Genomic DNA, 26,656 nt, shown 5'->3' with positions numbered 1-26,656 from the left:
GGTCCGGTGGTCCCCCGGTGCGGGCGGATCCCCTGGTCGCGGCCGTAGTCAGCAGCCTAGTGCCGACAGGCTGCGAAGGTACTAAATGATCATCATCTGGAGTACTCCGGCACCCGAACGGGGGTACCCGGGTACGCGCGAACCGCCCTCCGCCGGATGGCGAGGGGGCGGTCCGGTGGCCCGTGACGAGGGTCCGTCACTCCATCTCGAGGACGCGGGCGTGCAGCACCTGGCGCTGCTGCAGCGCGGCGCGCACGGCCCGGTGCAGGCCGTCCTCCAGGTAGAGGTCGCCGTGCCACTTCACCACGTGGGCGAAGAGGTCCCCGTAGAAGGTCGAGTCCTCGGCCAGCAGGGTTTCGAGGTCCAGTTGTCCCTTGGTGGTCACCAGCTGGTCGAGCCGCACCGGACGCGGGGCGACGTCAGCCCACTGTCGGGTGCTCGTCCGGCCGTGATCCGGGTACGGCCGCCCATTGCCGATGCGCTTGAAGATCACACGGAAAGCCTACCGTTTGGGCGGCGGATGGCGCAGCAGCCGCGACGCCGCCACGCGCTCCGGTGTGAGCTGCGGGCGTGTGATTGCGGCTGTTTGATGGGAAATGTCGCGAACATCGCCCCGGAATCCCCCCGGGTTCGGACCCCGCCCCTCCCAGGAGTGTGCCCCGATGTCCTCAGCCCCCACCCCGTCGGCCGTCCGGGAGATCGCCGACGGGTACGCCTTCACCGGGCCCGCCCTCGACCTCGGCGCGGTGCTGCTGGACGGCACCGCCCACCGGGACGCGCAGGTCCGCGTCCCGCTCGGCGTGCTCAACCGGCACGGGCTGGTCGCCGGCGCCACCGGCACCGGGAAGACCAAGACCCTCCAGCTGATCGCCGAACAGCTCTCCGAGCAGGGCGTGCCGGTGTTCCTCGCCGACGTCAAGGGGGACGTCTCCGGCGTCGCCGCGCCCGGGGTGCCCAGCGAGCGCACCGGCGCCCGCGCGGCCGAGGTCGGCCAGGACTGGACACCGCAGGGCTGCCCGGTCGAGTTCTACTCGCTCGGCGGCCAGGGCGCGGGCATCCCGATCCGGGCCACCGTCACCAGCTTCGGGCCGCTGCTGCTGGCCAAGGTGCTGGACCTGAACGAGACCCAGGAGTCCTCGCTCAGCCTGGTGTTCCACTACGCCGACGCCAAGGGCCTGGAGCTGTACGACCTCAAGGACCTCACCGCCGTCATCGCCTTCCTCACCTCGCCCGGGGGCAAGGAGGAGCTGCGGACCATCGGCGGCCTCTCGGCGGCCACCGCCGGGGTCATCCTGCGCGGGCTGACGGTGCTGGAGAACGAGGGCGCCGGGGCGTTCTTCGGCGAGCCCGAGTTCGACACCGCGGAACTGCTGCGCACCGCCCCGGACGGTCGCGGCGTCGTGTCGGTGCTGGAGCTGCCCGCCGTGCAGGACCGGCCGCGGCTGTTCTCCACCTTCCTGATGTGGCTGCTCGCCGACCTCTACCAGGAGCTGCCCGAGGTCGGCGACCTCGACCGGCCCAAGCTGGTCTTCTTCTTCGACGAGGCGCACCTGCTGTTCAAGGGCGCCTCCAAGGCCTTCCTGGAGGCCATCACCCAGACCGTCCGGCTGATCCGCTCGAAGGCCGTGGGGATCTTCTTCGTGACCCAGTCGCCGCGCGACGTCCCGTCCGACGTGCTCGCCCAGCTGGGCAACCGGGTGCAGCACGCGCTGCGCGCCTTCACCCCGGACGACGCCAAGGCGCTCAAGGCCACCGTCTCCACCTTCCCGCGGTCCTCCTACGACCTCGGCGAGGTGCTGACCTCGCTCGGCACCGGCGAGGCCGTGGTGACCGTCCTGTCCGAGAAGGGCGCGCCGACCCCGGTCGCGGCGACCAGGCTGCGGGCGCCGCGCTCGCTGATGGGGCCGATCGAGGCGGGTGCGCTGCAGGCCGCCGTGGACGCCTCGCCGCTGACGGCGCGCTACCGGGACGCCGTCGACCGGGAGTCGGCCTACGAGAAGCTGGCGGCGCGGGCGGCCCGCCCGCCGGCGGTGGAGCCGGGACCCGCCCCCGGGCCGCGGGAGCCGGCGGAGCAGGAGCCGGCGCCGCGCGCGCGGCGGGCGGAGCAGGAGGAGCCGGCGGGCGCGGGCGGGCTGCTCGGCTCGCTGCTGAGCAACCCGACGGTGAAGTCCTTCGCGCGCTCGGCGGGGAGGCAGCTCGGGCAGGAGATCTCGCGCAGCCTGTTCGGGACCTCCCGGCGGCGCCGGTAGCGGTGGCGGTGGACGACAAGCCCTAGGCCAGGGCGGCGCCGATCCGGTCCAGCGAGGAGAGCCGCATCAGGCCGTAGTGGTAGAACTCGACCTCCGGGACGCCCAGTTCGCGCAGGACGGCGATCTTGGCGGCGAGGTCGGCCGGGCCGTCGCAGTCCACGGCCATCGGGCGCAGGATCACCGCCAGGTCCTGCGGGCGGACGCCGTGCAGGGCGAAGGCGGCGACCTTCTCGCGGACGGCCTCCGGGGTGCGCGCGTAGCCCAGCGTCTCGATCCGGTCGGCCGCCGCGGCGAGGGCCGGCAGGTCGATGCCGGACAGCCAGCCCCTGCCCGGGCCGGCGCCGTCCATGAAGGTCAGCCGCATGCCGTGGCGCCGGGCCTCCCCGGTCAGGTCGGCGGCGAGCGCGGTGACGGTGGCGGCGGAGGCGTCCACGTAGGCGGCGAACGCGCCGCCGGCGAGCTCGTCCAGGGCGCCCGGCTCGGCCGCCGCGCCCTCGTCGGCCAGCCGGCGGCGCAGCTCGGTGCGGACGGCTGCCGCCACCTCCTCGGCGGGGACGCCCGCGCGGACGGCGGCCGCCTGGCAGTGCTCGCAGAAGCAGACGCCGAGCAGCGCCTCGGCGACCGGGCCCAGTTCCTCGAAGTAGCGCTCGTGGTGGAAGCCGTGGCGCAGCCCGTGGAAGTGCAGCGACTCGGCGCGGACGGCGTCGACGCCGTACCGGGCGAGTTCGGTGACCAGGCCCAGCGCGTACGCGCGGACCTCCGGGTGGGCCGGGCACAGCTCGGTGAGGTGGCGGTCGCCGAAGGCGTTGGCCGGGGCGCAGTCCGGGTGGACGAAGCCGAGCCGGTCGTTGTGGCAGAACACCGTCCAGGCGTGCAGCCGCATCCCCCGGCGGCGGGCCTCGGCGGCGGCCTCGGCGAACGGGTCGCGGTCGCCGATCGCGGTGGACGGGACGGGCGCGAGGCGGCGGCCGCGCCAGTGCGCCGGGTCGGGGCGGAAGTAGGCCGCGCCCGGCTCCAGGTAGCGGATCACCCGGTGCGGGTTGTGCGGGAAGACGTCCCGGGCCTGGTGGTAGACCGAGGCGAGGGTGACGCCGCCGACCCCGGCGCGGTCGGCGAGGTTGCCGAAGAAGGTGTCGGCCCCCTCGTCGAGCAGGTCGGTGGCGAAGGCGAGGACGGACGACTCCACGGTGCGGCTCCGGAGCAGGGGGCGGGTGCGCCGACCACGCTATCCGCAGGGGTGGAATTGGTCTATACCTGGCCACCCGGGCGGACCAGCGGCCCACCGGCGGGGATCGGCCGCCCCGGTGGCGGCCCGCACTACAGTGAGCCGTGTCGTTCCGACCCGGGCTCCCGGCCCGTGGCCGTGCCAGGCCCGTTGAGAGGTGACCGCCAGATGAGCGTCCGTCCGCCGCTGCCGTACGACTTCCTGCCGCAGGTGCCGTCCTTCCCGCTGACCAGCGAGGACGTCACCGAAGGCGGGACGCTGGACCGGGAGTTCGTCCACGCCGGCGGCAACCTCTCGCCGCAGCTCGCCTGGTCGGGCCTGCCGGAGGGCACCCGGAGCATCGCCGTCACCTGCTACGACCCGGACGCCCCCACCGGCTCCGGCTGGTGGCACTGGCTCGCCCTCGGCCTGCCCGCCGACACCGCCGGACTCCCGCGCGGTGCCGGCTCCTCGGACGCCGACCTGCCCGGCGCGGCCTCCTTCCACGGCCGCAACGACTTCCCCGGCAGCCGGTACGACGGCGCGGCCCCGCCGCCCGGCGCCCCGCACCGCTACGTCTTCGCCGTGCACGCCCTGGACGTGGAGAAGCTGGACGTCACGGCCGACACCCCGGCCGCCCAGATCGGCTTCCACCTCACCTTCCACACCCTGGGCCGGGCGCTGCTCACCGCCGAGTACGGGGTCTGAGCGGGCCGTACCGAACCCGGCCGCCGGCCCACCGGGCGGCGGCCGGTCAGCGGTCCTCGCCCGCCGCCCGCGCGGCGCGGCCGGCGAGCGCGCGCAGGTGGGCGACCAGCTCCGGCGGCTCGTGCACCTCGAACTCGCAGCCCAGCATCAGCAGCCGCACCGCCGTCCACTCCGGGGAGTCGGTGCGGGCGCTCAGCCGGCAGCGCTGCCCGTCGACCGGCTGGATCACGGCGTCGTCCTGGTTGAACCGCTGCCGGACGGTGCCCGCAGGGGCGTGCACCGTCGCGACCAGCGTCCGGGTCGGCGCCGGGCGGCGCAGCTTCGCCGCCACGTACGCGGCGGCGTCCTCGGCCGGGAGCCGTCGCGGGGTGAAGCGGGCGCCGGTGGCGAGCGGCTCGCCGAGCCGGTCGACCCGGAAGAGCCGCCAGTCGTCGCGGTCCAGGTCGAAGCCGACCAGGTACCAGCGGCGCCCGGCCGAGACCAGCCGCTCCGGCTCGACGTGGCGCCTGGTCTCGGCGCCGTCGCCGGCGCGGTAGGCGAACCGCAGGCGCTCCCGGTTGGTGACGGCGCCGGCGAGCACGGTGAGGTCGTCCGGATCGACCGTCGGGCCGTCACCGGTGAGCAGCGGTACGGTCGCGGAGTTGAGCGTGCCCACCCGGTGCCGCAGCCGGCCCGGCAGCACCTGGAGCAGCTTGCCCAGGGCCCGCACCGAGGCCTCCTCGATGCCGACCACGGCGTGCCCGGCGGCGGCCCGCAGCCCGACCGCGATGGCGACCGCCTCCTCGTCGTCCAGCAGCAGCGGCGGCATCGCCGTGCCCGCGACCAGCCGGTAGCCGCCGACCGCGCCCATGGTGGCCTGCACCGGGTAGCCCAGCTCGCGCAGCCGGTCGACGTCGCGCCGGATCGTCCGGGGGCTGACGCCGAGCCGCTCGGCCAGCTCGCTGCCCGGCCACTCGCGCGGGGTCTGCAGCAGGGACAGCAGGTTCAGCAGCCGTGCCGGGGTGTCGGTCATGCCCCCAGGATGCCGGAGAACTGGGACAGGACCTGACCTACATGGGCCGTATCGTCTCGGACGTGCCGACGAGCAGGACGAGCGAGGAGTACCGAATGAACACCGCGAAGAGCGCGGACCCGGACCGGCGGAGGTGGATCGCGCTGGCGATCGTGATGGTCGCCTCCTTCATGGACCTGGTGGACGTCACCATCGTCAACATCGCCATCCCCAGCATCCAGCAGGACACCGGCGCCTCCTTCAGCGCCGTCCAGTGGGTCACCGGCGGCTACGCGCTGGCCTTCGCGATCGGGCTGATCACCGGCGGCCGGCTGGGTGACATCCACGGCCGCAAGCGGCTCTTCCTGGTCGGGATCGGCGGGTTCACCCTGGCGTCCGCGCTGTGCGGCCTGGCCACCGGCCCGGAGATGCTGGTCGGGATGCGCCTGCTGCAGGGGGCGACGGCGGCCCTGATGGTGCCGCAGGTGCTGTCGATCATCCACGCCACCTTCCCGGCGGAGGAGCGCGGCAAGGTGTTCGGCATGTTCGGCGCGGTGGTCGGCCTGGGCGCCGTCTCCGGGCCGCTGATCGGCGCGCTGCTCACCGAGTGGGACCTCCTCGGCCTGGCCTGGCGGCCGATCTTCCTGATCAACCTGCCGGTCGGCGTCGCCGGACTCCTGCTCGGGCGCCGCTTCATCGACGAGTCGCGGGCCGAGCAGGCGCTCAAGCTGGACCTGGTGGGCGTCGCGCTGGCGAGCCTCGGCCTGCTGATGCTGATCTACCCGCTGACGCACGGGCGGGAGGCCGACTGGCCGCTCTGGGGGTACCTGTCGATGGCCGGCAGCGTGCCGGTGTTCGCCCTGTTCGTGGCGTACGAGCGGGTCAAGACGCGGCGGGACGGCTCGCCGCTGGTGGAGCTGTCGCTGTTCCGGGTGAAGAGCTTCGCGGCCGGCATCGGCGTGCAGCTGGCCTTCGGCGTGGTCTGCGGGATCTTCTTCCTGGTCTGGACGCTGTACATGCAGGTGGGGCTGGGCTGGAGCCCGCTCAAGGCCGGGTCCACCGGCATCCCGTTCTCGCTCGCGGTCTCCACGGCGGCCGGGCTGTCCGTGCAGAAGCTGGTGCCGCGGTTCGGGCGCCGGGTGCTCCAGGCGGGCGCGCTGGTGATGGCGGCGGGCGTGCTGACCTACATCTGGGAGGCGGACCGGTACGGGACGGCGATCGCGCCCTGGCAGATGGCGCTGCCGCTGGTGGTGATGGGCCTCGGGATGGGCCTGATCGTCGCGCCGATCACCGACGCGATCCTGGCGGAGGTGCCGCGCGAGCACGCCGGCTCGGCGTCCGGGCTGATCAACACCGTCCAGCAGATGGGCAACGCGCTCGGGCTCGGGCTGGTCTCGGTGGCCTTCTTCGGGGCGATGGACGACGTGGTCGCGCCGCAGGCGGTGGGCACCGCGTTCGGCGGGGCGTTCGTGCACGCGATGTGGTGGGTCGCGGGGGCGCTGGCGGTGGTGTTCGTGCTGATGTTCGCGCTGCCGCGGCGCAGGGCGGTCCCCGCGGCCGCTCCGGCGGCCGGTCCGGTCGGCGCCGGGGAGGCGGAGCGCGAGTCCGTCCTGGTCTGAGGGCCGTCCCGGACGGCGGGGCCCCGGTCGCACCGTGCGACCGGGGCCCCGCCGCACGCCGGGAGGGTCGTGGACCGTACGGCGGTGCACTCCTCGGTGCCGGGCCGGCCCCGGGTCGGGCCTGGTGCCGGCCCCGGTGCACCCGGTGGCGGCGTCAGCGCGCGCCGGCCCCGGTCGGGCTCGCGGCCGCCGCCCGGGTGGTGGTCTTCGCCGCGGACTTGGCCTCCTTGGCGGCGCGCTTGATCTCCTGCTTGAACTCCCGTACCAGGTCGAGGGATTCGGGCCCGGTGATGTCGGCGACGGAGCGGTGCGCGCCCTCCTCGCCGTAGCTGCCGGCCGCCTCCCGCCAGCCCTCAGGCTGCACGCCGTACTGCTTGCCGAGCAGGGCCAGGAAGATCTGCGACTTCTGCTTGCCGAAGCCGGGCAGCGCGTTGAGGCGGCTGAGCAGCTCCTTGCCGGTGCGGGCGTCCTTCCACAGCGCGGCGGCCTCGCCGTCGTACTGCGCGACGAGGAACTGGCAGAGCTGCTGGACCCGTTTGGCCATCGCGGCCGGGTAGCGGTGCACGGCGGGTTTCGCGGAGAGCAGCGCCACGAACTCCTCCGGGTTGTACCCGGCGATCTCGTGGGCGTCCAGGTCGTCCCGCCCGAGGCGCCGGGCGATGGTCAGCGGGCCGGTGAACGCCCATTCCATCGGGACCTGTTGGTCCAGCAGCATGCCGACGAGCGCAGCCAGCGCACTCCGTCCGAGCAGTTCGTCGGCCTCGGGCTGCTGTGCGAGCCGGACGGTGACGTTCATGGGCTTGCCCTCCTCGGAGTTGACGTCGGGTCGGCGCCCAGTCTGGTGGACGGGCCGGGAGGGGAGGCGGTCAACACGCCCGTAGCGTGGGAAGTCGTGGAGTTGCCGGCCTTGCCGTGACTGGTTTGTTCGTTGGCGGAGCGGTTGTTGGGGTCACGGGTTCCGGCGGTCGGGGGAATTCGCGGGACATTTTTTGCCCGCAGTCCAGTGGTGGTGGGGAGTTGGGGGAGGGGGCGCCCGGCGGAGGGGGGCGGTGGTGCGGGCGGCGCTCGGGGCGCGGCCCGCGCTCGGCCGCCCGTGGGTCATCTCATATGACTGTTTCCGTTGCGACGGTGCGCGGGCTCGTCCGCGGGTCATTCTTGGTCCAAACGACGCGTCCAGAAAGGCTCGCCCGCCGTGACCCAGCCGTTCGAACTGCCGTCCTTCTACGTGCCGCACCCGGCGCGCCTCAACCCCCATCTGGACGGAGCGCGGGCCCACTCCACCGAATGGGCCCGCGAGATGGGCATGTTGGAAGGGTCCGGGATCTGGGACCAGGCCGACCTGGACGCCCACGACTACGGCCTGCTCTGCGCCTACACCCACCCCGACGCCTCCGCCGAGGCGCTCTCGCTGGTCACCGACTGGTACGTGTGGGTCTTCTTCTTCGACGACCACTTCCTCGACATGTACAAGCGCACCAACGACCGCGCGGCCGGCAAGGCGCACCTCGACCGGCTGCCGCTGTTCATGCCGGCCGACCCGGCGGCCCCGGTGCCCGAGCCGGAGAACCCGGTCGAGGCCGGCCTGGCCGACCTCTGGCGGCGCACGGTGCCGGCGATGGGCGAGGACTGGCGGATCCGCTTCGCGCGGAGCACCCGCAACCTGCTCGACGAGTCGCTCTGGGAACTCGCCAACATCGACGCCGGCCGGATCGCCAACCCCGTCGAGTACATCGAGATGCGCCGCAAGGTCGGCGGCGCCCCGTGGTCCGCCCAGCTCGTCGAGTACGCGGCCAACGCCGAGGTACCGAAGGAGGTTTCGGGCTCGCGCGCGCTCCGGGTGCTGATGGACGCCTTCTCCGACGGCGTGCACCTGCGCAACGACATCTTCTCCTACCAGCGGGAGGTGGAGGACGAGGGCGAGCTCAGCAACGGCATCCTGGTGCTGGAGCGGTTCCTGGACTGCTCCACCCAGGAGGCCGCCGAGGCGGTCAACGACCTGCTCACCTCGCGGCTCCAGCAGTTCGAGAACACCGTGTTCACCGAACTGCCGTTGCTGTTCGCCGAGAAGGGACTCGGCGCAGAGGAACGCGCCCGGGTGATGGCCTACGTCAAGGGGCTGCAGGACTGGCAGTCCGGTGGCCACGAGTGGCACATGCGCTCCAGCCGGTACATGAACGGCGGTGGTGCGGCGGCCGGTTCGGGGAGCGCCGGGGTGGCGCCGGGCACCGGTGGCGCGCTGCCGGGCACGGTGCCCGGTGGCGAGTGGTGGGACCCGTTCCGGATCGGCGGCATCGGCACCGCGGCGCTGGACATCCTGCGCAGCGGGGCGTCGGCCGGCGGGGTCGGCGCCCCCTCCGTCGGCCAGGCGGCCGGCGCGGCCGGCCCGGGCGGGGTCGCGCCGGCGGTGCGGCGGGCGCGGTCGCACAGCCACGTGCCGTTCCGGACCGTCGGGCCGTCCCGACTGCCGGAGTTCGACCTGCCGTTCAGCGTCACGCCGAGCCCGCACCTGGAGGCCGACCGGGAACGCGCCGTCGCCTGGGCGGAGCGGATGGGCATGCTGGAGGCGGACCCGGGCATCCCCGGATCGGGAGTCTGGGACGCCGCGTCCATGCGGGACTACGACCTGCCGCTCTGCTCCGCCGGCATCCACCCCGACGCGACGGCCGAACAACTCGCCCTCACCAGCGACTGGTTGAGTTGGGGCACCTGGGCCGACGACTACTACCCGGCGGTCTTCGGCCGCACCCGCGACCTCGCCGGCGCCAAGCACGCCACCGAACGGCTCTCGCTGTTCATGCCGGTCAACGGCGGACCGGCCCCCGAGCCGGCCAACGCCCTGGAACGCGGCCTCGCCGACCTCTGGCGGCGCACCGCCGGGCCGATGACCGCCGAGGCCCGGCGCACCTTCCGCACCGCCGTCGAGTCCATGACCGCCAGCTGGATCTGGGAGCTGAACAACCAGGTGCAGAACCGGATCCCGGACCCGGTCGACTACCTGGAGATGCGCCGGGCCACCTTCGGGTCGGACCTCACCATGAGCCTCTCCCGCCTCGCCCGGGAGCAGGCCGTGCCGCCCGAGGTGCACGCGCACGGCTCGATGCGCTCCCTGGAGGGCTCGGCCGCGGACTACGCGTGCATGATGAACGACCTCTTCTCGTACCAGAAGGAGATCGAGTACGAGGGCGAGCTGCACAACGCCGTGCTGGTGGTGCAGAACTTCTTCGGCTGCGACTACCCGTCGGCGGTGCGCATCGTCGGGGACCTGATGCACTCCAGGCTGGACCAGTTCCAGCACGTCGTGGCGAAGGAACTCCCCGTCCTGTACGAGGACCTGGACCTCTCCGCGGAGGCGCGCCGGGCGCTGGACGGGTACGTGGTGGAGCTGGAGAACTGGCTCGCGGGGATCCTGGTCTGGCACCGGGACTGCCACCGGTACGGGGAGGAGGACCTGCAGCGGCACTTCGGCGGGGAGCGCGTCCGGGCGACTCCGGCCCGGGTGCCCGCCGCCCCGGCGGCGCGGTCGGCTGCCGCGGCTCCGGCCGTCCCGGCCACCCCGGCTGCCCCGGAGCCGGCCGCGGCGGCGGTGACCGCGGCCCTGCCGCTCGGGCCGACCGGCCTCGGGACGGCCGGGCTGCGGCCGCCGCCGGCCGCCGGGGTGACGGCCCTGGGCTGACCCGGGCCGACCGGGCAGGGCGGGGCACCCGCGCGGACGATCCCGCGCGGGTGCTCCGCCTTCTGGCTAGGGTGGCCCGGTGGGGGGCCGGTGCGCCGCACGCCGCGGGCGCACGTCTCCGCGTGAGAGGGCTGGAACGATGGCCGGATTCCCCGAGGGCGCCCCCTGCTGGGCCGACGCGATGTTCACCGACCTGGAGGGCGCCAAGGCGTTCTACGGCGACGTGCTGGGCTGGACCTTCGGCGAGAGCGCGTCGGAGTACGGCAACTACACGCAGGCGTACTCGGACGGCAAGGCGGTCGCCGCGATCGTGCCGCCGATGCCCGGGCAGCAGGCGCAGTCCGCCTGGTGCCTGTACCTCGCCTCGCCCGACGCCGCGGCCACCGCGCAGCGGATCGGCGCCAACGGCGGGGAGCTGGTGATGGGCCCGATGCAGGTCGGCGACTTCGGCACCATGGTGATCGCCAGGGACCCGGGAGGCGTGGTGTTCGGGGTCTGGCAGGCCGGTTCCCACCAGGGCTTCGAGAAGCAGGGCGAGCCCGGCGCGTACAGCTGGGCCGAGGTGGTGACCCGCGAGCCGGCGAAGGCGGACGCGTTCTTCCCCGCCGTCTTCCCGTACGGGGTCAGGAAGATGGACACCGAACAGGTCGACTACCGGATGTTCCGGGTCGGCGACCTGCCGGTGCTGGGCCGGATGGCGGCGGAGGGCGACTTCCTGCCGCCCGGGGTGCCCTCGTACGTGAGCGTCTACTTCGCGGTGGACGACACCGACGCGGCGATCGAGCGGCTGCGGGCGCGCGGCGGCACGGTGCACTTCGGGCCGATGGACAGCCCGTTCGGCCGGTTCGCGGCGGTCGGCGACCAGCAGGGGGCGGCCTTCGGGATCATCGACCTGGGCCGGACGGAGGGGGAGCAGCCGCCGACGGTGGAGGTCTGATCCGGCCGGTGGTCCGGCCGGCGCGACCTGCCCGGCCTGCTCGACGCTCCGTGCCCCGGGCCGGCCCGGCCGCCCCGCCTCAGCCGGACCGGCGCGCCCGGTGGGCCGCCTCGACGCCGTCCAGGACCAGCCGGACGCCGCTCGCGAAGCCGTCGTCCCGCCCGCGGGCGACCTCGGGCTGCGCCTGGCCGGTGTACAGCCGGTGCAGCCGCGGGTGGCCTTTGGTGGCCTCGATGACGGAGGGCAGCAGCTGGTCCAGCCACTCCTGTTCGTCGCGGCCGCGCCGGGCCAGCGCGCTCAGCCAGGCGGCCTCCACGCTGGCCGCGCCGATGGTGTAGCCGAGGATCGCGCCCATCGCCTCGTTGGCCTCGACGAGTTCGAAGCCGGCCGACTCCAGGAGGGCCAGGAAGGTCTCGGAGAGCCGCATCCAGCTGGGGCCGAAGTAGACCAGCCCGACGTCGCCGAGCACCGAGACGATCCACGGGTGGCGCAGGATGACCGCGCGCACGCCCTCGGCGCAGCCGGTGACGGCCTCGCGCCAGTCGGCCGGGGCCGGGCCGGCGTCGGTGTCCGGCAGCGGGAGCTCGCCGAAGACCTGGTCGACGGCCAGGGCGAGCAGCTCGTCCTTGTTGGCGACGTGGGTGTACATCGAGGTGGCGCCGGCGTTCAGCCGGGCGCCGAGCTTGCGCATGCTCAGGGCCTCGATGCCGTCGCCGTCGAGGATCGCGAGGGCTTCGGTGACGATCTGTTCGCGGCTGAGGGCCGGCTGCTCGCGCCGGCGCGGTCGCTGCGGGCGCGTCCACAGCGACGGGATGTCCTCTGACCTGGCCACCGTCGGGCCTCCTCTCCTCGGCGCGCGCCTGCTCGGCCCGGCCTGTCCCGCTCAGCATAAGCCGGACCGCACACTGTACGGCGTTGCGAACAGTGTGCGGTGACCGTACAGTGTGCGGCGCGGCGCGCGCCGTTCCGACGGGGGTCGGTGGGAGGCGTGCCCGCGGCGACTTCCGCGCGGCACCGGCCGACGCGACGATTCCGACGTTCTGGAGGGGGTGCGGTGAACCGTCATCCGCGACGCTGGCTGATCCTGGTGGTGCTCTGCCTCAGCAGTCTGGTGCTGGTGATCGACAACATGGTGCTCACGGTGTCCGTCCCGCAGATCGCGGCGGACCTGGGCGCCGGGGCGCAGGACATCCAGTGGATCATCGACTCCTACATCCTGGTCTTCGCCGGCCTGCTGCTCACCTCCGGCAGCCTCTCCGACCGGTTCGGGCGGCGGAAGGTGATGATCATCGGCCTGGCGCTGTTCGGCGCCGCCTCGCTGGTCGCCGCCGTCGCCGACAGCCCCGGCCAGCTCATCGCCGGACGCGTCCTGATGGGTGTCGGCGGCGCGCTGGTCATGCCGAGCACCCTGTCCATCCTGATCACCGTCTTCGACGACGCGGAACGCCCCCGGGCGATCGCCGCGTGGAGCGCGGTGGCCATGATCGGGCTGGTGGGCGGCCCGGTGCTCGGCGGTGCGCTGATCGCCCACTACTGGTGGGGCGCCGTCTTCCTGCTCAACGTCCCGGTCGCGGCCGTCGCCGTGCTCGCGGCGGTCCTGCTGATGCCCGAGTCCAGGGGGCCGGTGCGCCGACCCGACCTGCCCGGCATGCTGCTCTCGATGACCGGGATGACCGCCCTGGTCTGGTCGATCATCGTGCTGCCCCGGGACGGCCTCGGCAGTCCGGGCACCCTCGGGCCGCTCGCCGTCGCGGTGCTCGCGCTGGCCGGGTTCGCGCTCCGCCAGGTCCGCACCGACGCGCCGATGGTCCCGCTCTCGCTGTTCCGCGACCGTGCCTTCACCGGGGCCAGCTTCTCGCTCGTCCTGCTGGCCTTCGCCAGCGGCGGGCTGATGCTGGTGCTCACCCAGTACCTCCAGTTCGTCCTGGAGTTCTCGCCCACCGACACCGGCCTCGCGTTCATCCCGCTGGCCGTTGCCTCGCTCGCGTGCAACGCCGCCGGCGCCGCACTCGGCGCCAGGGTCGCCCCGAGGGTGACCACCGCGGTCGGCATGCTCGTCATCGCGGCCGGGTTCGGGCTGCTCGCCACCCTCTCGGTTGGGGACGGCTTCGCCAAGGTCGCGCTCGCCATGCTGGTGCTCGGCGCGGGCTCTGGCCTCGGGATGCCGGCCGCGGCCAACGCGTTGATGAGCGCCGTCCCCGCCGAGCACGCCGGCGTGGGCTCCGCGCTCAACGACACCGTCCAGCAGTCCGGCGCCGCACTCGGCGTGGCCGTCCTCGGCACCGTCCTGTCAAGCTCCTACACCCGGGAGATGCCCGCCGGCGCGCCCGACGCCGCCCGGGGCGCCGTCACCGAAGCGCTCGCCGAAGCCGCCGCCACCGGGGACGGCGGGCTGGCCGCGGCCGCCCGCGACGCCTTCAGCACCGCGACCTCGGTCACCTTCACGGTCGGCGGGGCCGCCGTCCTGGTCGCCGCGGCGCTGACCCCGGTGCTGATGCGGGACGGGGGCGGGCCGGCCGGGGCCGCCGGGGGCGGGGTGGAGCCGGCGGCGGGCTCGGCGGCGGAGCCGGTCGGCTGAGGCGGACGGGCCCGGCTCACCCGCCGGGCCCGTTCACCCGGCCGGGCCCGCCTCCGCGGTCGCGGCGACCAGGGCGGGCGGCAACGGCATCCAGGACTCCGGGGCGGTCGGCCCCTCGCTGGTCAGCTGCTCGTCCAGCGCCGTGCGCAGCCAGGTGTGGGCCGCGCCGAGCGTGGTCTCGCCGGGCCCGGTCAGCTCGCCCGCCAGCTCCCAGTAGCGGCCGATGACCGGATCGTCGGTGATGGTCAGCAGCGCGCTGAGCCGGGTGCGGAAGGCCGGGGTGTCCCGGGTGCTCCAGGAGGCGGCGTGGGCGTCGACGAAGCCGTCCAGCGCCTCGCCCCGGTGCGGCGCCCGCCCGGCCGACAGCTCGGCCGAGGCCAGCGCGTACGCCCCCTCGAGGCCCTGGTAGAGCACCGTCGGCCGGTGGTCCCGGTTCGTCCTGGCCTTCTCGTTCGGGCCGTGGCCCCGGCCCGAGCAGCCCCCGAGGGAGAGCGCGTGCAGCCGGGCGAAGGCCAGCACCTGGCCGGGCGTCGGGTCGGCCGGCGGCTGCGGGACGGCCGCGTCCAGGATCGACGCGGTCAGCCCGGCCGGCATCCGGGGCGGCAGCATCCGGCGCCAGAAGCGCGCCAGCGCGGTCGTGTCGGGCGGCGTGCTCAGCCCGCCGATCAGCGCCAACCGGTCGGCGCGCTCCTCCGGCGGGCAGTCGTGCAGCAGCCGCAGCGCAGCCTCCCGCCAGCGCAGCGCGGTCAGCTGCGAACCCAGCTCGCGCAGCTGCCGGGCCACCGCGTCCTCCAGGGCGTCCCCCAGCACCTCGTCCTGCTCCAGCAGCCGGCCGACCTCCGGGACGGGCAGGTCCAGCGTGCGCAGCGAACGGATCAGCCGCAGCCGTTCCAGCGCCTCCGGCCCGTACCTGCGGTGGCCGCCCGAACTGCGGCCGGCCTCCGGGAGCAGGCCGCGGTCGGAGTAGAAGCGCACGGTCTTGACGGTGACGCCCGCGTGCTCGGCGAGCTCACCGATGCTCCAGAACTCTGCTGGTGACACGACTTGAACCTCCCTCAGGGGGAGTTCCTACGGTACCGGCGAACCCGGACGGCCGGTCGGCCGCCCCGGAGGCACTGACCGCGAGGAGTCGACCATGACCGCGTTCGTACTGGTACCGGGCCACTTCACCGGAGGCTGGATCTGGGGGGCGGTGGCCGACCGGCTGCGGGCGGCCGGAGCCGAGGTCCACGCGGCCACGCTCACCGGGCTGGGGGAGCGGCCCGCACCGCACGCCTCCCTGGACTCCCACGTCGCGGACGTGCTCGGCCTGATCGACGCCGTCGCCGACCCCGAGCTCGTCCTGGTCGGCCACGACTACGGCATCCACCCGGTGCTCGGCGCCGCCGACCTCCGCGCCGACCGGATCGCCCGGATCGTCTACCTCGACGCGGGCCTGCCCACGGACGGCGACCGGGCCGTCCAGCTGGTCCCCGACCAGGCCGCCCGCGAACTGCTGCTCGACCCGGCCGACATCCCCGCCGACGGGCTGCTCCCGGCCCCCGGGCGCGGTGACTGGCACCGCTGGGGCAGCCCGGCCGGCCTCACCGACCAGGACCTCGACCGGCTCACCGCGCACGCCGCCGGCCAGCCGGTGGCCACCCTCACCGAACCGCTGCGGCTCACCGGCGCCGTCGCCGCCGTACCGACCACCGGCGTCTTCGGCACCGCGGGCGGCATCAGCACCGCCACCGTCGAGGCCATGGTCGCGACCGGCATGCCGCAGTTCCGCCCGCTCGCCGACCCCCGGGTGACCTTCTTCGACCTGGACACCGGCCACTGGCCGATGCTCTCCCGCGCCGACGACCTCGCCGACGTGCTGCTGCGGGCCGCCGCCGGCGAGGGCCACCGGATCAGCCCGCCCGACACCGACGGGACGCCCGCCTTCCACCGCCCGCACGTCCTCGACACCCCCGAGCACCCGCTGCCGGACTGCCCGCGCGAGCGCATCGGCAACCTCGACCTCTACCTGCCGCGGGCCGACGGGCCGCAGCCCGCCGTCCTGTTCGTCCACGGCGGCCCCGTCCCCGCCGACGAGCGGCCGCAGGACTGGCCGATCTACACCGGCTACGGCCGCTGGGCGGCGAGCCTCGGCGTCGTCGGGGCCGTCGTCGGCCACGGGCTGCACGACCTCCTCGGATACCCGCAGGCCGCCGCGGAGATCGCCGCCGCCGTCGACGCGCTGCGCGCCGACCCCCGGGTCGACGGCGACCGGATCGCCCTCTGGTTCTTCTCCGGCGGAGGTCTGCTCACCACCGACTGGCTCGCCGCGCCGCCCGCCTGGCTGCGCTGCCTGGCCGCCAACTACCCGGTGCTGGCGCCGCTGCCCGGCTGGGAGGCCGTCGACCGGCGCTTCCGCCCGGCCGAGGCGGTCGCGGGCGCCGGCCGGCTGCCCGTCGTGCTCACCCGGGCCGGACTGGAGGGCGAGGCCATCGCGGCGACCGTCGAGCGCTTCGTCGCGGCGGCGCAGGACGCGAAGGTCGACCTGCAGCTGATCGACGTCCCGCACGGGCAGCACGGCTTCGAGGTCACGGACCACATCGACGAGGTCAGGGACGCGCTGGTCACGGCGGCCGGATCCGTCATCGGCCACCTGCGGGCCTGATCCCGCGGGGGGCCGATCCCGCCGGGGCGGCTCCGGGCGGGGGCGGAGCCGCTCGGGTTCCGTCCACGCCCGGCGGCCCGGGGACCGCTCCCCGCCGGGGCGGCTCCGGCCGCGCGCGGGAGCCCGTCCGGCAGCCACGGGGGTGTCGCCGGACGGGCCCGCGTAGCCTCGTGACATGGCCCCCGAGTACGCGGAGCGGACGTCCCGGCTGTCCGGCGCGGTGGTGTGGACGCGGCAGGCCGTCGGGCCGGACACGGCCGACGGCCCGGCCGGCCTGGTGCTGCCCGACGGCTGCATGGACCTGCTCTGGACCCCGGGCCGGCTCCTCGTCGCCGGCCCGGACAGCCACGCCTTCCGCCCCGGCCCCGGCCTGGCCGGCCCCTGGGCCGGCATCCGCCTCCCGCCCGGCGCGGCCCCCGCCCTGCTCGGCGTCCCCGCGCACGAACTGCGCGACCGGAGGGTCGAGTTGTCCGACGTCCTGGACGGCCCCAGGGTGCGCCGCCTCACCGGGCGGATCGACGCCGCGCCCGACCCGGCGGCCGTCCTGGAGGACCTCGCGCTGCGCCTGGCCGCCGACGCGGCACCCGTCGACCCGCTCGTCCGGGTCGTCGCCACCGCCCTCGCCGCCGGCCGGCCCGTCGCGGCGACGGCCGCCGCCGTCGGCCTCGGAGCCCGGCAGCTCCACCGGCGCTCGCTGACCGCCTTCGGGTACGGCCCCAAGACCCTCGCCCGGATCCTCCGGCTGCAGCGCGCCCTCGCGCTGGCCCGCGCCGGCGCTCCGCTCGCCGACACCGCCGCCCGTGCGGGCTACGCCGACCAGGCCCACCTGGCCCGGGACGTGCGGGAGTTGGCCGGCACCCCGCTGACCGCGCTGCTGCCCCGCCGGGAGGCCCGTTGACCCGGCGGAGCCCGGCCGGGCCGCTCCCCGCCCGGGTCACTCCCCGGCGGGCGGCTCCCCGGCGGGTGGCTCCCCGGCCGACGGGAGGGGCGCGAGCAGGTCGACGCCGTTCCCGTCCGGATCGTGCACCACCGCGTAGCGCTGCCCCCAGAAGGCGTCCCACGGCTTCAACTCCCCGTGGTACCCGGCCTCGACCAGCTCCTCGTACACCGCGTCCACCTGCGCCGGGCTCGCGCACCGGAACGCCAGCGAGACGCGGCCGCCGCCCGACGGTGGCCGCCACTGCGGATGGAACGAGCGGATGGTCGACTCCGGATCGAGCGCCAGGAGCAACCCGCCCGGCAACTCGGCCTCCACGTGGGGCAGTTCCTCGGCCCCGTCGGGGAACTCCAGTCCGAGCCGCCGGTAGAACGCGATCGAGGCGGCCAGATCGGAGACGGCGAGACCCACGAACCCGAACCGCGGCGTTGATGTCCTCTTCATGCCCGCCACGGTAGGCACCCCCGGCCCGCCCGGTCTTGAACGAATCGGACACCGTCGTGCCGGTGCCGGTGCCGGTGCCGGTGTCGCGCACCGCGTCCGGCCCGGCCTCACACGAGGGCGACGACGAGCAGCACGAACGCGGTCACGATGACGGCCACCCGGCCGTAGTGCAGGCGGTCCCAGCGGCCGAGCTGCTCCCGCCAGTCCGCGGGGGCGTTCTCCGGGGTCCACTGCGCGGCCCGGGAGTTGATCGGGACGAGCAGGGCGACGGACATCAGCACGCTGAGGACGAGCAGTCCGGCGGCGGTGGCGACCAGACCCGCCCCGGTGCCGCCCCAGGACACCGCGGACCAGGCCACCCCGAGCACCAGCGAGCCGATGTACCAGAAGGGCATCACCCGCCCGAGCAGCCGGGCCCCGTTGCTGCGGGCGGCGAGGCCGCCGTTGTGCGGCAGCCCGTCGACGATCGGGTTGACGAAGACCGCCACCGCGAACTCCACGCCCACCAGCAGGCCGACGACCACGACGGTGACGACGGCGAGTGCGTTCTGCATGTCCCCTCCCAGGGTTCCGATGCGGCGCGCGAGCTTGTCTAGCGCCGCTAGGTTCTGAGGCAATGCTAGATGTGTCGCCGCTTGAGTTCCTAGCAGTGCTAGGAAACCTTCGGCTCGGCTCGGCTCGGCCCGGCCTGGCCCGGTCGGGACGTGACGGGCCGTGGGGCACTCACGGCGAAGGCCCGGACCGCTCAGCGGTCCGGGCCTTCGGCCGGTGGCGGGCGCGCCTCGGGTGGGGCGCCGGCCGGGCGGTGCCGCGGACAGGCGGCGGTGGGGGCGGCGGGGGTGACGGGAGCGGTCACGCCGGGCGGCGGAGGCCGCGCAGGGTGGTGCGGGCGGGGAGCCAGGTGCCGAGGGCGGCGAGCCCGGCGGCACCCAGCAGGACCAGGGCGAGTTCGGTGACGGGCACGGCGGCCCCCGCGGTGCCGCGGGTGATGCCCTCCGCGTAGGTGGTGAGCACCGCGAAGGCGACGGCGAGACCGAGCACGCCGGCGAGGGCGACGGAGACCACGGTCTCCCAGCCGAGCATCCGCCGGATCTGACGGCGGGTGGCGCCGGTCAGGGCGAGCGCGGCGAACTCGTGGCGGCGGGCGGAGATGCTCATGGCCAGGGTGTTGAGGACGGCGATGGCCACGAAGGCGATGATCAGCCCGAGGGTGACGTAGCCGATCTGGGCGCCGGTCCGGTTCTCCGAGGCCGCCGCGGCGGCGTGGTCGAGCACCCCGAGGCCGGGTTCGCCGTGCAGGGCGGCGGTGAGGGCCTGCCGGGTGAGGCCGTCGCCGCGGACCAGCAGTTCGTCGTCGAGCGGCACGTCGACGTGGGCGGCGACCAGGTGGTGCGCGAGGGTGAGGTCGCCGAATCCGAGGCCGCGGCCGTAGAGGGCGACCACCGTGACCTCGGTCGGGGTGCCGTCGGCGAGGGTGAGGCGGACGCGCTGGCCCAGCCGGTAGCCCAGCCCGTCGGCGGCCGCGGCGGTGTCGTCCTTCAGCGCTCCGAGGTCACCGGCGGTGACACCGAGGTCGAGGGTGTCGGTCAGGCGCTCGGGGGTGACGGCCTGCACGCTGCGCTTGGTCAGTCCGTCGCGGACCTGGCTGTGCAGGACGCGGGTCACGGTCCGGACGCCCGGGACGGCGGCGAGGGACCCGGCGGCGCCGGCCGGGGCGTGCGGGCCGACCACGAAGTCGGCGGTGTTGCCGCGCTCCCGCTGGGCGGCGGCCGCCTGCCCGGTGGTGGTCTGGGTGAACAGGATGGTGCAGGCCATGGCGATCAGCAGGGTCAGCGGGGTCACCACCGAGGCCAGCCGGTGCGCCCCGGCCCGGAGGTTGTGGACGGCGAGGTAGCCGCCGACCCGGGACGCCCTCAGCGGCAGACCGAGGAGGGCCGTGCCGACCCTGGCCACCAGGGGGCCCAGCAGGGAGAACGCGGTGCACCAGAGCAGGACGGCGATGAAGCAGGTCGGGGTCGAGGCCTGGTCGGAGTGCAGGACGGTCAGCAGGGCGGTGAGCACGACGGCCGCGGCGGTGGCGAGCACGCCGAACCCGATCCGGGTCCAGGCCGGCCGGGGCGGCTTGATCTCCGCCTCGCCGAGGGCCTCGACCGGCTTGATGGCGGTGGCGCGCCGGGCCGAGATCCGGGCCGCGCCCCAGCCGGCCAGCAGGGTGGCCGCGGCGGCGGCCAGCACCGGGAAGGGCGAGAGCACGACCGGCAGGTTCGCCGGGATCACGTCCAGGGCGACGAAGCGTCCGTGCAGCCAGCCGCCGAGGGGAAGGCCGGCGGCGGCACCGAGGGCTCCGGCGGCCAGGCCGACGACGAGCGCCTCACCGCCGATCATCTTGCGGACCTGCCGCCCGGTGGCGGCCACGGCCCGCAGGACGGCGATCTCCCGCTGCCGCTGCTGGATCGACAGGCCGAAGGTGCCGACCACGATCAGCAGCGCGACCAGCAGCGAGGTGCCGGCCAGGACGGCGCCCATGCTGACCAGGCGGACCTGGGCGTTGGCGGCGTCCGGGAACTCCACCAGCCCGCGGTCGTCGCCGGTGCGGGCCACGGCGGCCGGGACGGCCGGGACGGCGGGTGCGGCGGCGAGCAGCGCCCGGACGTCCGCCGCCGCGGAGGGGGCGGCCGGGAAGACGCCGATCGCGCTGACCAGGCCGTCGTGGCCGGCGAGCAGCCGGGCCCGGTCGGACGCGAAGAAGACCGCCGCCTGGCTGTCGAACCCCTGGGCGGTGACGCCGACGACGCGGAGGTTCAGCGTCGCCGCGGCCGTCCGGGCCGCCGTGGTGGCACCGGGCGCCAGCCCGGCCCGGGCCGCGGTGGCCGCGTCGACGACGACCTCGTCGGGGGCGGCGGGCGCACGGCCGGCCGCGAGGGTGAGTCCGGCCAGCGGGGCGGACTCCCAACCGTGGCCCCAGGAGTTGCCGGTGGGCCCGGCGGGCAGCAGCACCGGGAAGGTCACCTCGGCGGCGACGGCCCGCACCGACGGCAGCGCGGCGATGCGGTCGGCGAGGGCGGCCGGCACCCAGGCGTGGTCGGCGATCGGCTTGGCCTTCTCCTTGACCTTCCCCTTGCCCTTGTCCACGAAGGAGTGCACGTCCTGGTCCCCGGACACGACGATCGGCGCGGCCGCGTAGCGTTCGGGCCGGACGGTGCCGGTCAGGCCGGTGACCAGGAGGGTCCCGCAGCCGCAGACCAGGGCCGCGGCGCAGAACAGGGCGACGAAGGCTCCGACGAACCCGGCCCGGCGGTGCCGGAGGGTGGTGAGGGCGAGGCTCAGCATCATCGGTTCCACGCTCCCAGGCGGATCATGCGGTCGGCGACCTTGGCGGCGGTCGGCCCGGACATGGTGTCGGCGACCCGGCCGTCGGCCAGGAACAGCACCTCGTCGGCGTAGGACGCGGCGACCGGGTCGTGGGTGACCATGACGATGGTCTGACCGAGCTCGTCGACGGTCTGCCGCAGCAGCGTCAGGACCTCGCGGGCCGTCATGGTGTCCAGCGCGCCGGTGGGTTCGTCGGCGAAGACCACCTCGGGGTTCGAGATCAACGCCCGGGCGATGGCCACGCGTTGCTGCTGGCCGCCGGAGAGCTGCCCGGGCCTGTGCCCGGTGCGCTCCTGCAGGCCCACCCGGCGGACCAGGTCGGCGAGGCGCCCGGCGTCGGCCCGGCGCCCGGCCAGCCGCAGCGGCAGCGTGACGTTCTGCTCGACCGTCAGCGAGGGGATCAGGTTGAACGACTGGAACACGAAACCGGCTCGCTCCCGCCGCAGTTCGGTCAGCTTGGTCTCGCTCAGCCGGGACAGGTCGGTGTCCCCGAGCCGGACGGTGCCGGCGGTCGGGCGGTCCAGCCCCGCCGCGCAGTGCAGGAAGGTGCTCTTGCCCGAACCGGACGGCCCCATCACGGCGGTGAAGCCGCCCTTGGGCAGCCGCACCGTCACCTCGCGCAGCGCGGCGACCGCACCCCGCCCCTTGCCGTAGACCTTGCTCACGGCGTCCAAAGTGATCGCTTCGCTCATGTGCTCCAGCCTGCCGACCCCTGAACCCCCCTCCCAGGGACGCGATCACGCGGCACCCGTGACATCGTCACGGGTAGGGTCGGGACATGATCAGACTCCTGTTGGCCGAGGACCAGCACGTGGTGCGCGGGGCGTTGGTGGCGCTCCTCGAACTGGAGCCCGACCTGGAGGTCGTGGCGGAGACCGACTCGGCCGACGAGGTGGTGCCCCGGGCGATGGTCTTCCTGCCCGACGTGGCGGTGCTGGACATCGAGATGCCGGGCCGGCTGGACGGCCTGCAGGCGGCCGCGGCGCTGAAGGAGAAGCTGCCGGACTGCCGGACGCTGATGCTGACCTCGCTCGGCCGCCCCGGGCTGCTCCGCAAGGCCCTGGACGCCAAGGTGGACGGCTTCCTGCTGAAGACCGTCCCGCCGGCGGAGCTGGTCGCGGCCATCCGTCAGGTGGCCGCGGGCGGAAGGGTGTTGGACCCGGGGCTGGCCGTCGCCGCCTGGGACCTGGCGGACAACCCGCTCACCCCGCGCGAGAACCACGTGCTGCGGGAGCTCGCCGAGGGCGCCGAGCCGCCCGAGATCGCCACCCGGCTGCACCTGTCGACCGGCACCGTGCGCAACGTGCTGACCGCGGTCGTCGGCAAGCTGAACGCCCGCAACCGGACGGACGCGGTGCGGATCGCCCGGGAGGCCGGCTGGCTGTGACGGGGGCCGCCCGCCGGCGGTGATAGCGGGCCGGCCGCGGGCGGTGCTCCCGGGCCCGGCGGGTCAGTCCAGCGGTACCTCGGCGCGCAGCAGGTACCACCCGTCGTCCGGCCCGGCGGCCAGGGTGCCGCCCGCCTCGGCGAGGCGGACCGTCAGACCGCCGATCCCGGAACCCGGCGCGGTGACACCGTCCGGGACGCCGTCGTTCTCCACCTCCAGGCGCGCCGAGCCGCCGGCCACCGAGGTGGCGATCCGGGCGTGCCGGGCGCGACTGTGCCGCAGGATGTTGGTCACGGCCTCCCGCAGGACCACGCCCAGCACGGCGCCCGCCGCGGCCGGCACCGGTTCGTCGTCCAGCTCCACCGTGATGGCGGCGGCTTCCAGGACCCCTGCCGCCGAGGCCAGTTCGGTGGTGAAGGACAGCCTGGGGCTGTCGTCGGCCAGCGCCCCGAGCTCGACCTGCCCGCGCCCGGCCAGGTGCACGATGTCCGCCAGCTCGGCCCGGCAGCGGTCGGGGTCGGTGTCCGTCAGACGCCGGGCGAGTTCGGCCTTGAGCAGGATCGCGGCCAGGCCGTGCCCGAGCAGGTCGTGCAGGTCCCGGGCGGCGCGCAGGCGCTCGGTGACGACGACGGCCCGGGCCAGCCCGGCCGCCGCCCGTTGCAGCTCCCGCACCAACCGGACCAGGCGCAGCACCGCGTACACCACCACACAGGTGATCAGCGCGTTGACGGCGGTCATCAGCACGGCCGCCGGACCGGAGCCGCCGATCGCCCCGGCGGCCACCACCAGCGCGCCGGCCAGGGCCGCGCCCGCGCGCAGCGGCAGGGCGATCAGCAGCGAGCCCGCGAGGATGCCGGCCGCGCCGATCCAGTTCCGGCCGAGCCAGGGCAGCGGCAGCAGGGCGAGCACCGCCGAGGCGAGCAGGGCGCGGCGGGCGTGGCGGGTCGCGTCCTGGATGGAGAACCGGACCTGGAAGGCGCAGAAGGCCGCCGCGCACACCACCCCGAGGGCGAGCCGGGGCGCGGGGACGAACAGCAGCGCCTTGGCGCAGAACACGGCGAGCAGGAAGTAGTACAGGCCGAGCGCGGTGCGCAGCTCGGGCGGATCGGCGGCGGGCGGGGCGGCGGCGGCCGCCACCGACGCCTCCACGGCGAAGCGCCCGTCCGGCTCCAGCCCCGCGGTCAGGCTGCCGCCGGCCTCGCGGACCCGGTCGGCGAGGCCGGCCAGGACGTCCGCGCCGAGCGCCGCCGTCCGCACGCCGTCGCTGACCACGCGCAGCATCACCGTCCCGGCCCGCTCGTCGGTGGAGACCTCGCACCGGCGGGCGTCGCCCACCCGGACCACACCGGTGACCGCCTCGCGCAGCACCGTCGCCAGCACCGTCCCGGCCGGTCCGAGCGGCTCGCGGTGCCCGATCCGGATGTCGGCCGCGACCCCGGCCGAGGCCAGCAGGGCGCGGGCGCTCGCCGCCTCCGGGGCCAGCGAGAGGCTGCGCAGCTCGGCGGCGGTGGCCCGGGCGGCCGCCAGCGTCCGGCGGGCCACCGCGATCAGGGCGTCCAGGGCGGACGGCTCCCGCCGGGCGGCCAGGTCGTGGATCTCGGCCAGCCCCGCGGACAGCCCGCTGCCCAGGCGGGACGCGATGCGCAGCCGCTCGTCGGTGACCGCCGAGGCCGCGAGGGTGAGCCGTGCGGCGTGCACCCGGGTCGCCAGCAGGGCGAGCGTGGTGACGGCGTAGAGCATGGTGCCGCCGAGCGCGACGGTCAGCAGCATGTCGACGGTGTCCCGGACCCCGGCGGCCCGGGCCGCCTCGACCAGCACCGCACCGGCCGCCAGCAGGGGCAGCAGCAGTCGGCGGCGCTCCAGCAGCAGCGAGGCGGCGGGCAGGCAGAGCAGGCCGATCGAGACGTCGAGCGCGCCCACCGCCACGAAGGCGAGCGCCAGCTCCACGGCCGTCCAGCCCTCCCGGGCCGGGGCCGGTACGGGGTCGGGCCGGGTGTGCCGGAGCTGGAGCGCCACCAGCGCGAGGCAGCCGACCACGATCGCCACCCCCGCGACCGGCGCCGTCGGCACCCGCCCGAACCCCTTCAGCAGGTGCGCCGCGGCCAGCGCCGCAGCCACCGAAACCACCAACGCCCGCGCCGTGCGCGGCCCGACACCCCGCCCCCGTGCTGCCTCCACGCGCGCATCGTACGCCGGGACGATCACCGGCCCCGGCCCGTCGGCAGTCGGCCCGGGCCCCGGGCGGATGCTCCGGCGCGGGTGAGCGCGCCGGCGGGCGGCCGGTGGGCAGGAGTGCGACCGGGGGCGGAATGCACCGCCGTCGGGCGTAATGGAAGGACCCGCCCCGGCGAACTGTGCCGGGGTGCCGGGGTGCCGGGGTGCCGGGGTGCCGGGGTGGACCGAGCCGGTGACGGGTGCCGCGACCGGAGGAGGACGGCGGTGAGCGAGGATGAGCGGTGAGCGGCCGTCCGGTGCAGCGGGACGCGACCGGGCGCAGGGGCGCGGCGAGCGGCTGCTGGGCGCGCTGCTCGACCGGGCCCACGAGCTGCCGCCCCAGCTGATCGCCCCGCTGGTCGCCGACGTGGTGCGCGGGCTCGGCGGCCGTGACCCGGCTCTGCTGCTGCAGGACTACGGCCAGCTGGTGCTGGTACCGCTGCTCGGGCGGGGGCCCGCGGCCGGGGAGCCGGTGCCGATCGACGGCTCTCCCGCGGGTGCGGCCTTCCTGCGCGGTGTCCCCGTCGAGGAACGGCAGGCCGACGGGGTACGGGTGTACCTGCCGTTGCTGGACGGCGGTGACGAGGCCGGGATCCTGGCCCTCACGCTGGACGCCGTCGATGACGACGACCGGCGGTTCCTGCGGCGCCTCGCCGCCCTGGCCGCCGATCTGCTGACCACCAGGAGCGGCTACACCGACCGGATCTTCCAGGCCCGCCGCCTGGAACCGATGAGCGTGGCCGCCGAGATCCAGTGGTCGCTGCTGCCGCCGCTGTCGATGACCGTCCACCGGGTCGCCGTGGCCGGCATCCTCGAACCCGCCTACCAGGTGGCCGGTGACAGCTTCGACTACGCGCTCAACGACGACCTCCTGCACGTGGCCACGATCGACGCCATGGGCCACGGGCTCGACGCCGCGACCATGGCGACCGTCGCCATCGGCGCGTACCGGCACGCCCGGCGCGCCGACATCGGGCTCGCCGAGATCTACGCGTTCATGGACCGGGCCGTCGCCGAACAGTTCGGCCCGGACCACTTCGTCACCGCGCAGATGATGCGGCTGGACACCCTGACCGGCCACCTGCAGTGGGTCAACGCCGGACACCCCCGGCCGCTGCTGATCCGCGACCACGTCGTCGTCGAGCGGCTCGACAGCGAGACGACCCTGCCGGTCGGCTTCGGCGGCGAGGAGCCGGTGATCAGCGAGCGGGTGCTGCGGCACGGCGACCAGGTCCTGTGCTTCACCGACGGCCTGGTCGAGGAACGCGAGCCCGGCGGTGAGCAGTTCGGGGAGGAGCAGCTGATCGACTGGGTCAATCGTGTCGAGCGCTCCGTGACCGGGGTGCGGGCCGTGGTGCGGGCGCTCTCCAACGTCCTGAAGGAGAAGCGGGGCGGGCGCACGAGCGACGACGCCACGCTGTTCCTGATCGAGTGGCGCTGACCGGGCCGGCCGGCGTGGACTGAGACGGGACGGCCGACGCCGGGAGGATCGGTACCCCGCGCCGGCTGCCGTGACCGGCCGGGTCGGTGCGGTGCGGGCGGAGTACCGTGGGGATCGGGGCGGCCCGGCCACCGCCGCGCACGGTGGCCGCGTTCACGGGGCGCCGGAGCCGAACCGGCCGGTCCGGTCAGGGCGTTGACCGTACGCCTCGGACCCGTCGCGGGCGTCGGGCCGGACGCCGAAGCCCGGGACGACGTG

General features: G+C 75.2%; 21 protein-coding genes. 10 read left to right on the top strand and 11 right to left on the bottom strand.

Annotation, left to right across the window (positions count from 1 at the left end; all coding sequences use genetic code 11):
• Nucleotides 1-196 precede the first annotated feature (196 nt).
• Nucleotides 197-493 carry a type II toxin-antitoxin system VapB family antitoxin gene (locus AB0N04_RS07950; RefSeq protein WP_030061387.1) on the bottom strand — a complete coding sequence of 99 codons (297 nt, stop codon included), beginning with the start codon at nucleotides 491-493 and terminating at the stop codon, nucleotides 197-199.
• A 169-nt stretch (nucleotides 494-662) separates the two neighbouring features.
• On the opposite strand from AB0N04_RS07950, the gene AB0N04_RS07945 reads away from it, so the two are divergent.
• Nucleotides 663-2,249: a helicase HerA-like domain-containing protein gene (locus tag AB0N04_RS07945; protein WP_360205652.1), complete on the top strand. Its 1,587-nt coding sequence runs from the start codon at nucleotides 663-665 to the stop codon at nucleotides 2,247-2,249.
• A gap of 22 nt (nucleotides 2,250-2,271) precedes the next feature.
• Here the strand turns inward: AB0N04_RS07945 and AB0N04_RS07940 are convergent, their stop codons facing one another.
• Nucleotides 2,272-3,435 (bottom strand): hypothetical protein, encoded by a 1,164-nt coding sequence (locus tag AB0N04_RS07940; protein ID WP_360205648.1) that lies wholly within the window; start codon nucleotides 3,433-3,435, stop codon nucleotides 2,272-2,274.
• A gap of 207 nt (nucleotides 3,436-3,642) precedes the next feature.
• On the opposite strand from AB0N04_RS07940, the gene AB0N04_RS07935 reads away from it, so the two are divergent.
• Nucleotides 3,643-4,161, top strand: coding sequence for a YbhB/YbcL family Raf kinase inhibitor-like protein (locus AB0N04_RS07935; RefSeq protein WP_360205645.1), 519 nt, complete (start codon nucleotides 3,643-3,645; stop codon nucleotides 4,159-4,161).
• Between the two features lie 46 nt (nucleotides 4,162-4,207).
• Here AB0N04_RS07935 and AB0N04_RS07930 read toward each other — a convergent pair whose 3' ends face one another.
• Nucleotides 4,208-5,173 carry a YafY family protein gene (locus tag AB0N04_RS07930; RefSeq protein ID WP_360205643.1) on the bottom strand — a complete coding sequence of 322 codons (966 nt, stop codon included), beginning with the start codon at nucleotides 5,171-5,173 and terminating at the stop codon, nucleotides 4,208-4,210.
• 95 nt (nucleotides 5,174-5,268) lie between these two features.
• On the opposite strand from AB0N04_RS07930, the gene AB0N04_RS07925 reads away from it, so the two are divergent.
• On the top strand, nucleotides 5,269-6,771 hold the full coding sequence (locus AB0N04_RS07925) for an MFS transporter (protein WP_360205640.1): 1,503 nt from the start codon (nucleotides 5,269-5,271) through the stop codon (nucleotides 6,769-6,771).
• A 154-nt stretch (nucleotides 6,772-6,925) separates the two neighbouring features.
• On the opposite strand, the gene AB0N04_RS07920 is transcribed toward AB0N04_RS07925, so the two are convergent.
• Nucleotides 6,926-7,567, bottom strand: a complete 642-nt coding sequence (locus AB0N04_RS07920; protein ID WP_360205638.1) for an HhH-GPD-type base excision DNA repair protein — start codon at nucleotides 7,565-7,567, stop codon at nucleotides 6,926-6,928.
• 396 nt (nucleotides 7,568-7,963) lie between these two features.
• Here AB0N04_RS07920 and AB0N04_RS07915 point away from each other — a divergent pair, with 396 nt between their 5' ends.
• On the top strand, nucleotides 7,964-10,444 hold the full coding sequence (locus AB0N04_RS07915; protein ID WP_360205636.1) for a terpene synthase family protein: 2,481 nt from the start codon (nucleotides 7,964-7,966) through the stop codon (nucleotides 10,442-10,444).
• A 139-nt stretch (nucleotides 10,445-10,583) separates the two neighbouring features.
• Nucleotides 10,584-11,381, top strand: coding sequence for a VOC family protein (locus AB0N04_RS07910; protein WP_360205634.1), 798 nt, complete (start codon nucleotides 10,584-10,586; stop codon nucleotides 11,379-11,381).
• Nucleotides 11,382-11,460: 79 nt separating this feature from the next.
• Here AB0N04_RS07910 and AB0N04_RS07905 read toward each other — a convergent pair whose 3' ends face one another.
• Nucleotides 11,461-12,213 (bottom strand): TetR/AcrR family transcriptional regulator C-terminal domain-containing protein, encoded by a 753-nt coding sequence (locus AB0N04_RS07905; RefSeq protein ID WP_360205632.1) that lies wholly within the window; start codon nucleotides 12,211-12,213, stop codon nucleotides 11,461-11,463.
• A gap of 222 nt (nucleotides 12,214-12,435) precedes the next feature.
• Here AB0N04_RS07905 and AB0N04_RS07900 point away from each other — a divergent pair, with 222 nt between their 5' ends.
• Entirely contained in the window at nucleotides 12,436-13,959 is a 1,524-nt protein-coding gene (locus AB0N04_RS07900; RefSeq protein ID WP_360205629.1) for an MFS transporter, read from the top strand.
• A 33-nt stretch (nucleotides 13,960-13,992) separates the two neighbouring features.
• Here the strand turns inward: AB0N04_RS07900 and AB0N04_RS07895 are convergent, their stop codons facing one another.
• Nucleotides 13,993-15,000, bottom strand: a complete 1,008-nt coding sequence (locus AB0N04_RS07895; RefSeq protein ID WP_360205627.1) for a MerR family transcriptional regulator — start codon at nucleotides 14,998-15,000, stop codon at nucleotides 13,993-13,995.
• Between the two features lie 94 nt (nucleotides 15,001-15,094).
• Here AB0N04_RS07895 and AB0N04_RS07890 point away from each other — a divergent pair, with 94 nt between their 5' ends.
• Nucleotides 15,095-16,603 (top strand): alpha/beta hydrolase, encoded by a 1,509-nt coding sequence (locus AB0N04_RS07890; protein ID WP_360205625.1) that lies wholly within the window; start codon nucleotides 15,095-15,097, stop codon nucleotides 16,601-16,603.
• 175 nt (nucleotides 16,604-16,778) lie between these two features.
• On the top strand, nucleotides 16,779-17,501 hold the full coding sequence (locus AB0N04_RS07885) for a helix-turn-helix domain-containing protein (protein WP_360205622.1): 723 nt from the start codon (nucleotides 16,779-16,781) through the stop codon (nucleotides 17,499-17,501).
• Between the two features lie 36 nt (nucleotides 17,502-17,537).
• Here the strand turns inward: AB0N04_RS07885 and AB0N04_RS07880 are convergent, their stop codons facing one another.
• The 4 genes from AB0N04_RS07880 to AB0N04_RS07865 form a co-directional block, all read right to left on the bottom strand.
• Entirely contained in the window at nucleotides 17,538-17,984 is a 447-nt protein-coding gene (locus tag AB0N04_RS07880) for a VOC family protein (protein ID WP_360205620.1), read from the bottom strand.
• 107 nt (nucleotides 17,985-18,091) lie between these two features.
• Nucleotides 18,092-18,538, bottom strand: a complete 447-nt coding sequence (locus AB0N04_RS07875) for a DUF1772 domain-containing protein (RefSeq protein ID WP_360205617.1) — start codon at nucleotides 18,536-18,538, stop codon at nucleotides 18,092-18,094.
• 298 nt (nucleotides 18,539-18,836) lie between these two features.
• Nucleotides 18,837-21,317, bottom strand: coding sequence for an FtsX-like permease family protein (locus AB0N04_RS07870; protein ID WP_360205975.1), 2,481 nt, complete (start codon nucleotides 21,315-21,317; stop codon nucleotides 18,837-18,839).
• Nucleotides 21,314-22,048: an ABC transporter ATP-binding protein gene (locus AB0N04_RS07865; RefSeq protein WP_360205615.1), complete on the bottom strand. Its 735-nt coding sequence runs from the start codon at nucleotides 22,046-22,048 to the stop codon at nucleotides 21,314-21,316. Before AB0N04_RS07865 ends, AB0N04_RS07870 begins: the two co-directional genes overlap by 4 nt.
• Nucleotides 22,049-22,134: 86 nt before the next feature.
• Between AB0N04_RS07865 and AB0N04_RS07860 the strand changes: the two genes are divergently transcribed.
• Entirely contained in the window at nucleotides 22,135-22,743 is a 609-nt protein-coding gene (locus tag AB0N04_RS07860) for a response regulator transcription factor (protein WP_360205612.1), read from the top strand.
• 63 nt (nucleotides 22,744-22,806) lie between these two features.
• Here the strand turns inward: AB0N04_RS07860 and AB0N04_RS07855 are convergent, their stop codons facing one another.
• A complete protein-coding gene (locus AB0N04_RS07855; protein ID WP_360205610.1) occupies nucleotides 22,807-24,861 on the bottom strand; it encodes a histidine kinase in 2,055 nt (684 codons plus the stop codon).
• A gap of 331 nt (nucleotides 24,862-25,192) precedes the next feature.
• Between AB0N04_RS07855 and AB0N04_RS07850 the strand changes: the two genes are divergently transcribed.
• Nucleotides 25,193-26,398 (top strand): PP2C family protein-serine/threonine phosphatase, encoded by a 1,206-nt coding sequence (locus tag AB0N04_RS07850; RefSeq protein WP_360205607.1) that lies wholly within the window; start codon nucleotides 25,193-25,195, stop codon nucleotides 26,396-26,398.
• The last annotated feature ends 258 nt before the right edge of the window (nucleotides 26,399-26,656 follow it).

The organism is Kitasatospora sp. NPDC051702 (assembly GCF_040681575.1).
In the GTDB taxonomy this organism is placed as follows: domain Bacteria; phylum Actinomycetota; class Actinomycetes; order Streptomycetales; family Streptomycetaceae; genus Kitasatospora.
The sequence above is the reverse complement of the archived record's forward strand: the minus strand, read 5'-3'. Positions and strand labels throughout refer to the sequence as shown.

Excerpts from the sequence above, each read along its gene's own strand:
- AB0N04_RS07920 (WP_360205638.1), bottom strand. The coding sequence starts at position 7,567 with ATGAACGTCACCGTCCGGCTCGCACAGCAGCCCGAGGCCGACGAACTG.
- AB0N04_RS07880 (WP_360205620.1), bottom strand. The coding sequence starts at position 17,984 with ATGAAGAGGACATCAACGCCGCGGTTCGGGTTCGTGGGTCTCGCCGTC.
- AB0N04_RS07910 (WP_360205634.1), top strand. The coding sequence starts at position 10,584 with ATGGCCGGATTCCCCGAGGGCGCCCCCTGCTGGGCCGACGCGATGTTC.
- AB0N04_RS07885 (WP_360205622.1), top strand. The coding sequence starts at position 16,779 with ATGGCCCCCGAGTACGCGGAGCGGACGTCCCGGCTGTCCGGCGCGGTG.
- AB0N04_RS07925 (WP_360205640.1), top strand. The coding sequence starts at position 5,269 with ATGAACACCGCGAAGAGCGCGGACCCGGACCGGCGGAGGTGGATCGCG.
- AB0N04_RS07935 (WP_360205645.1), top strand. The coding sequence starts at position 3,643 with ATGAGCGTCCGTCCGCCGCTGCCGTACGACTTCCTGCCGCAGGTGCCG.
- AB0N04_RS07850 (WP_360205607.1), top strand. The coding sequence starts at position 25,193 with ATGAGCGGTGAGCGGCCGTCCGGTGCAGCGGGACGCGACCGGGCGCAG.
- AB0N04_RS07890 (WP_360205625.1), top strand. The coding sequence starts at position 15,095 with ATGACCGCGTTCGTACTGGTACCGGGCCACTTCACCGGAGGCTGGATC.
- AB0N04_RS07860 (WP_360205612.1), top strand. The coding sequence starts at position 22,135 with ATGATCAGACTCCTGTTGGCCGAGGACCAGCACGTGGTGCGCGGGGCG.
- AB0N04_RS07930 (WP_360205643.1), bottom strand. The coding sequence starts at position 5,173 with ATGACCGACACCCCGGCACGGCTGCTGAACCTGCTGTCCCTGCTGCAG.
- AB0N04_RS07870 (WP_360205975.1), bottom strand. The coding sequence starts at position 21,317 with ATGATGCTGAGCCTCGCCCTCACCACCCTCCGGCACCGCCGGGCCGGG.
- AB0N04_RS07865 (WP_360205615.1), bottom strand. The coding sequence starts at position 22,048 with ATGAGCGAAGCGATCACTTTGGACGCCGTGAGCAAGGTCTACGGCAAG.
- AB0N04_RS07875 (WP_360205617.1), bottom strand. The coding sequence starts at position 18,538 with ATGCAGAACGCACTCGCCGTCGTCACCGTCGTGGTCGTCGGCCTGCTG.
- AB0N04_RS07945 (WP_360205652.1), top strand. The coding sequence starts at position 663 with ATGTCCTCAGCCCCCACCCCGTCGGCCGTCCGGGAGATCGCCGACGGG.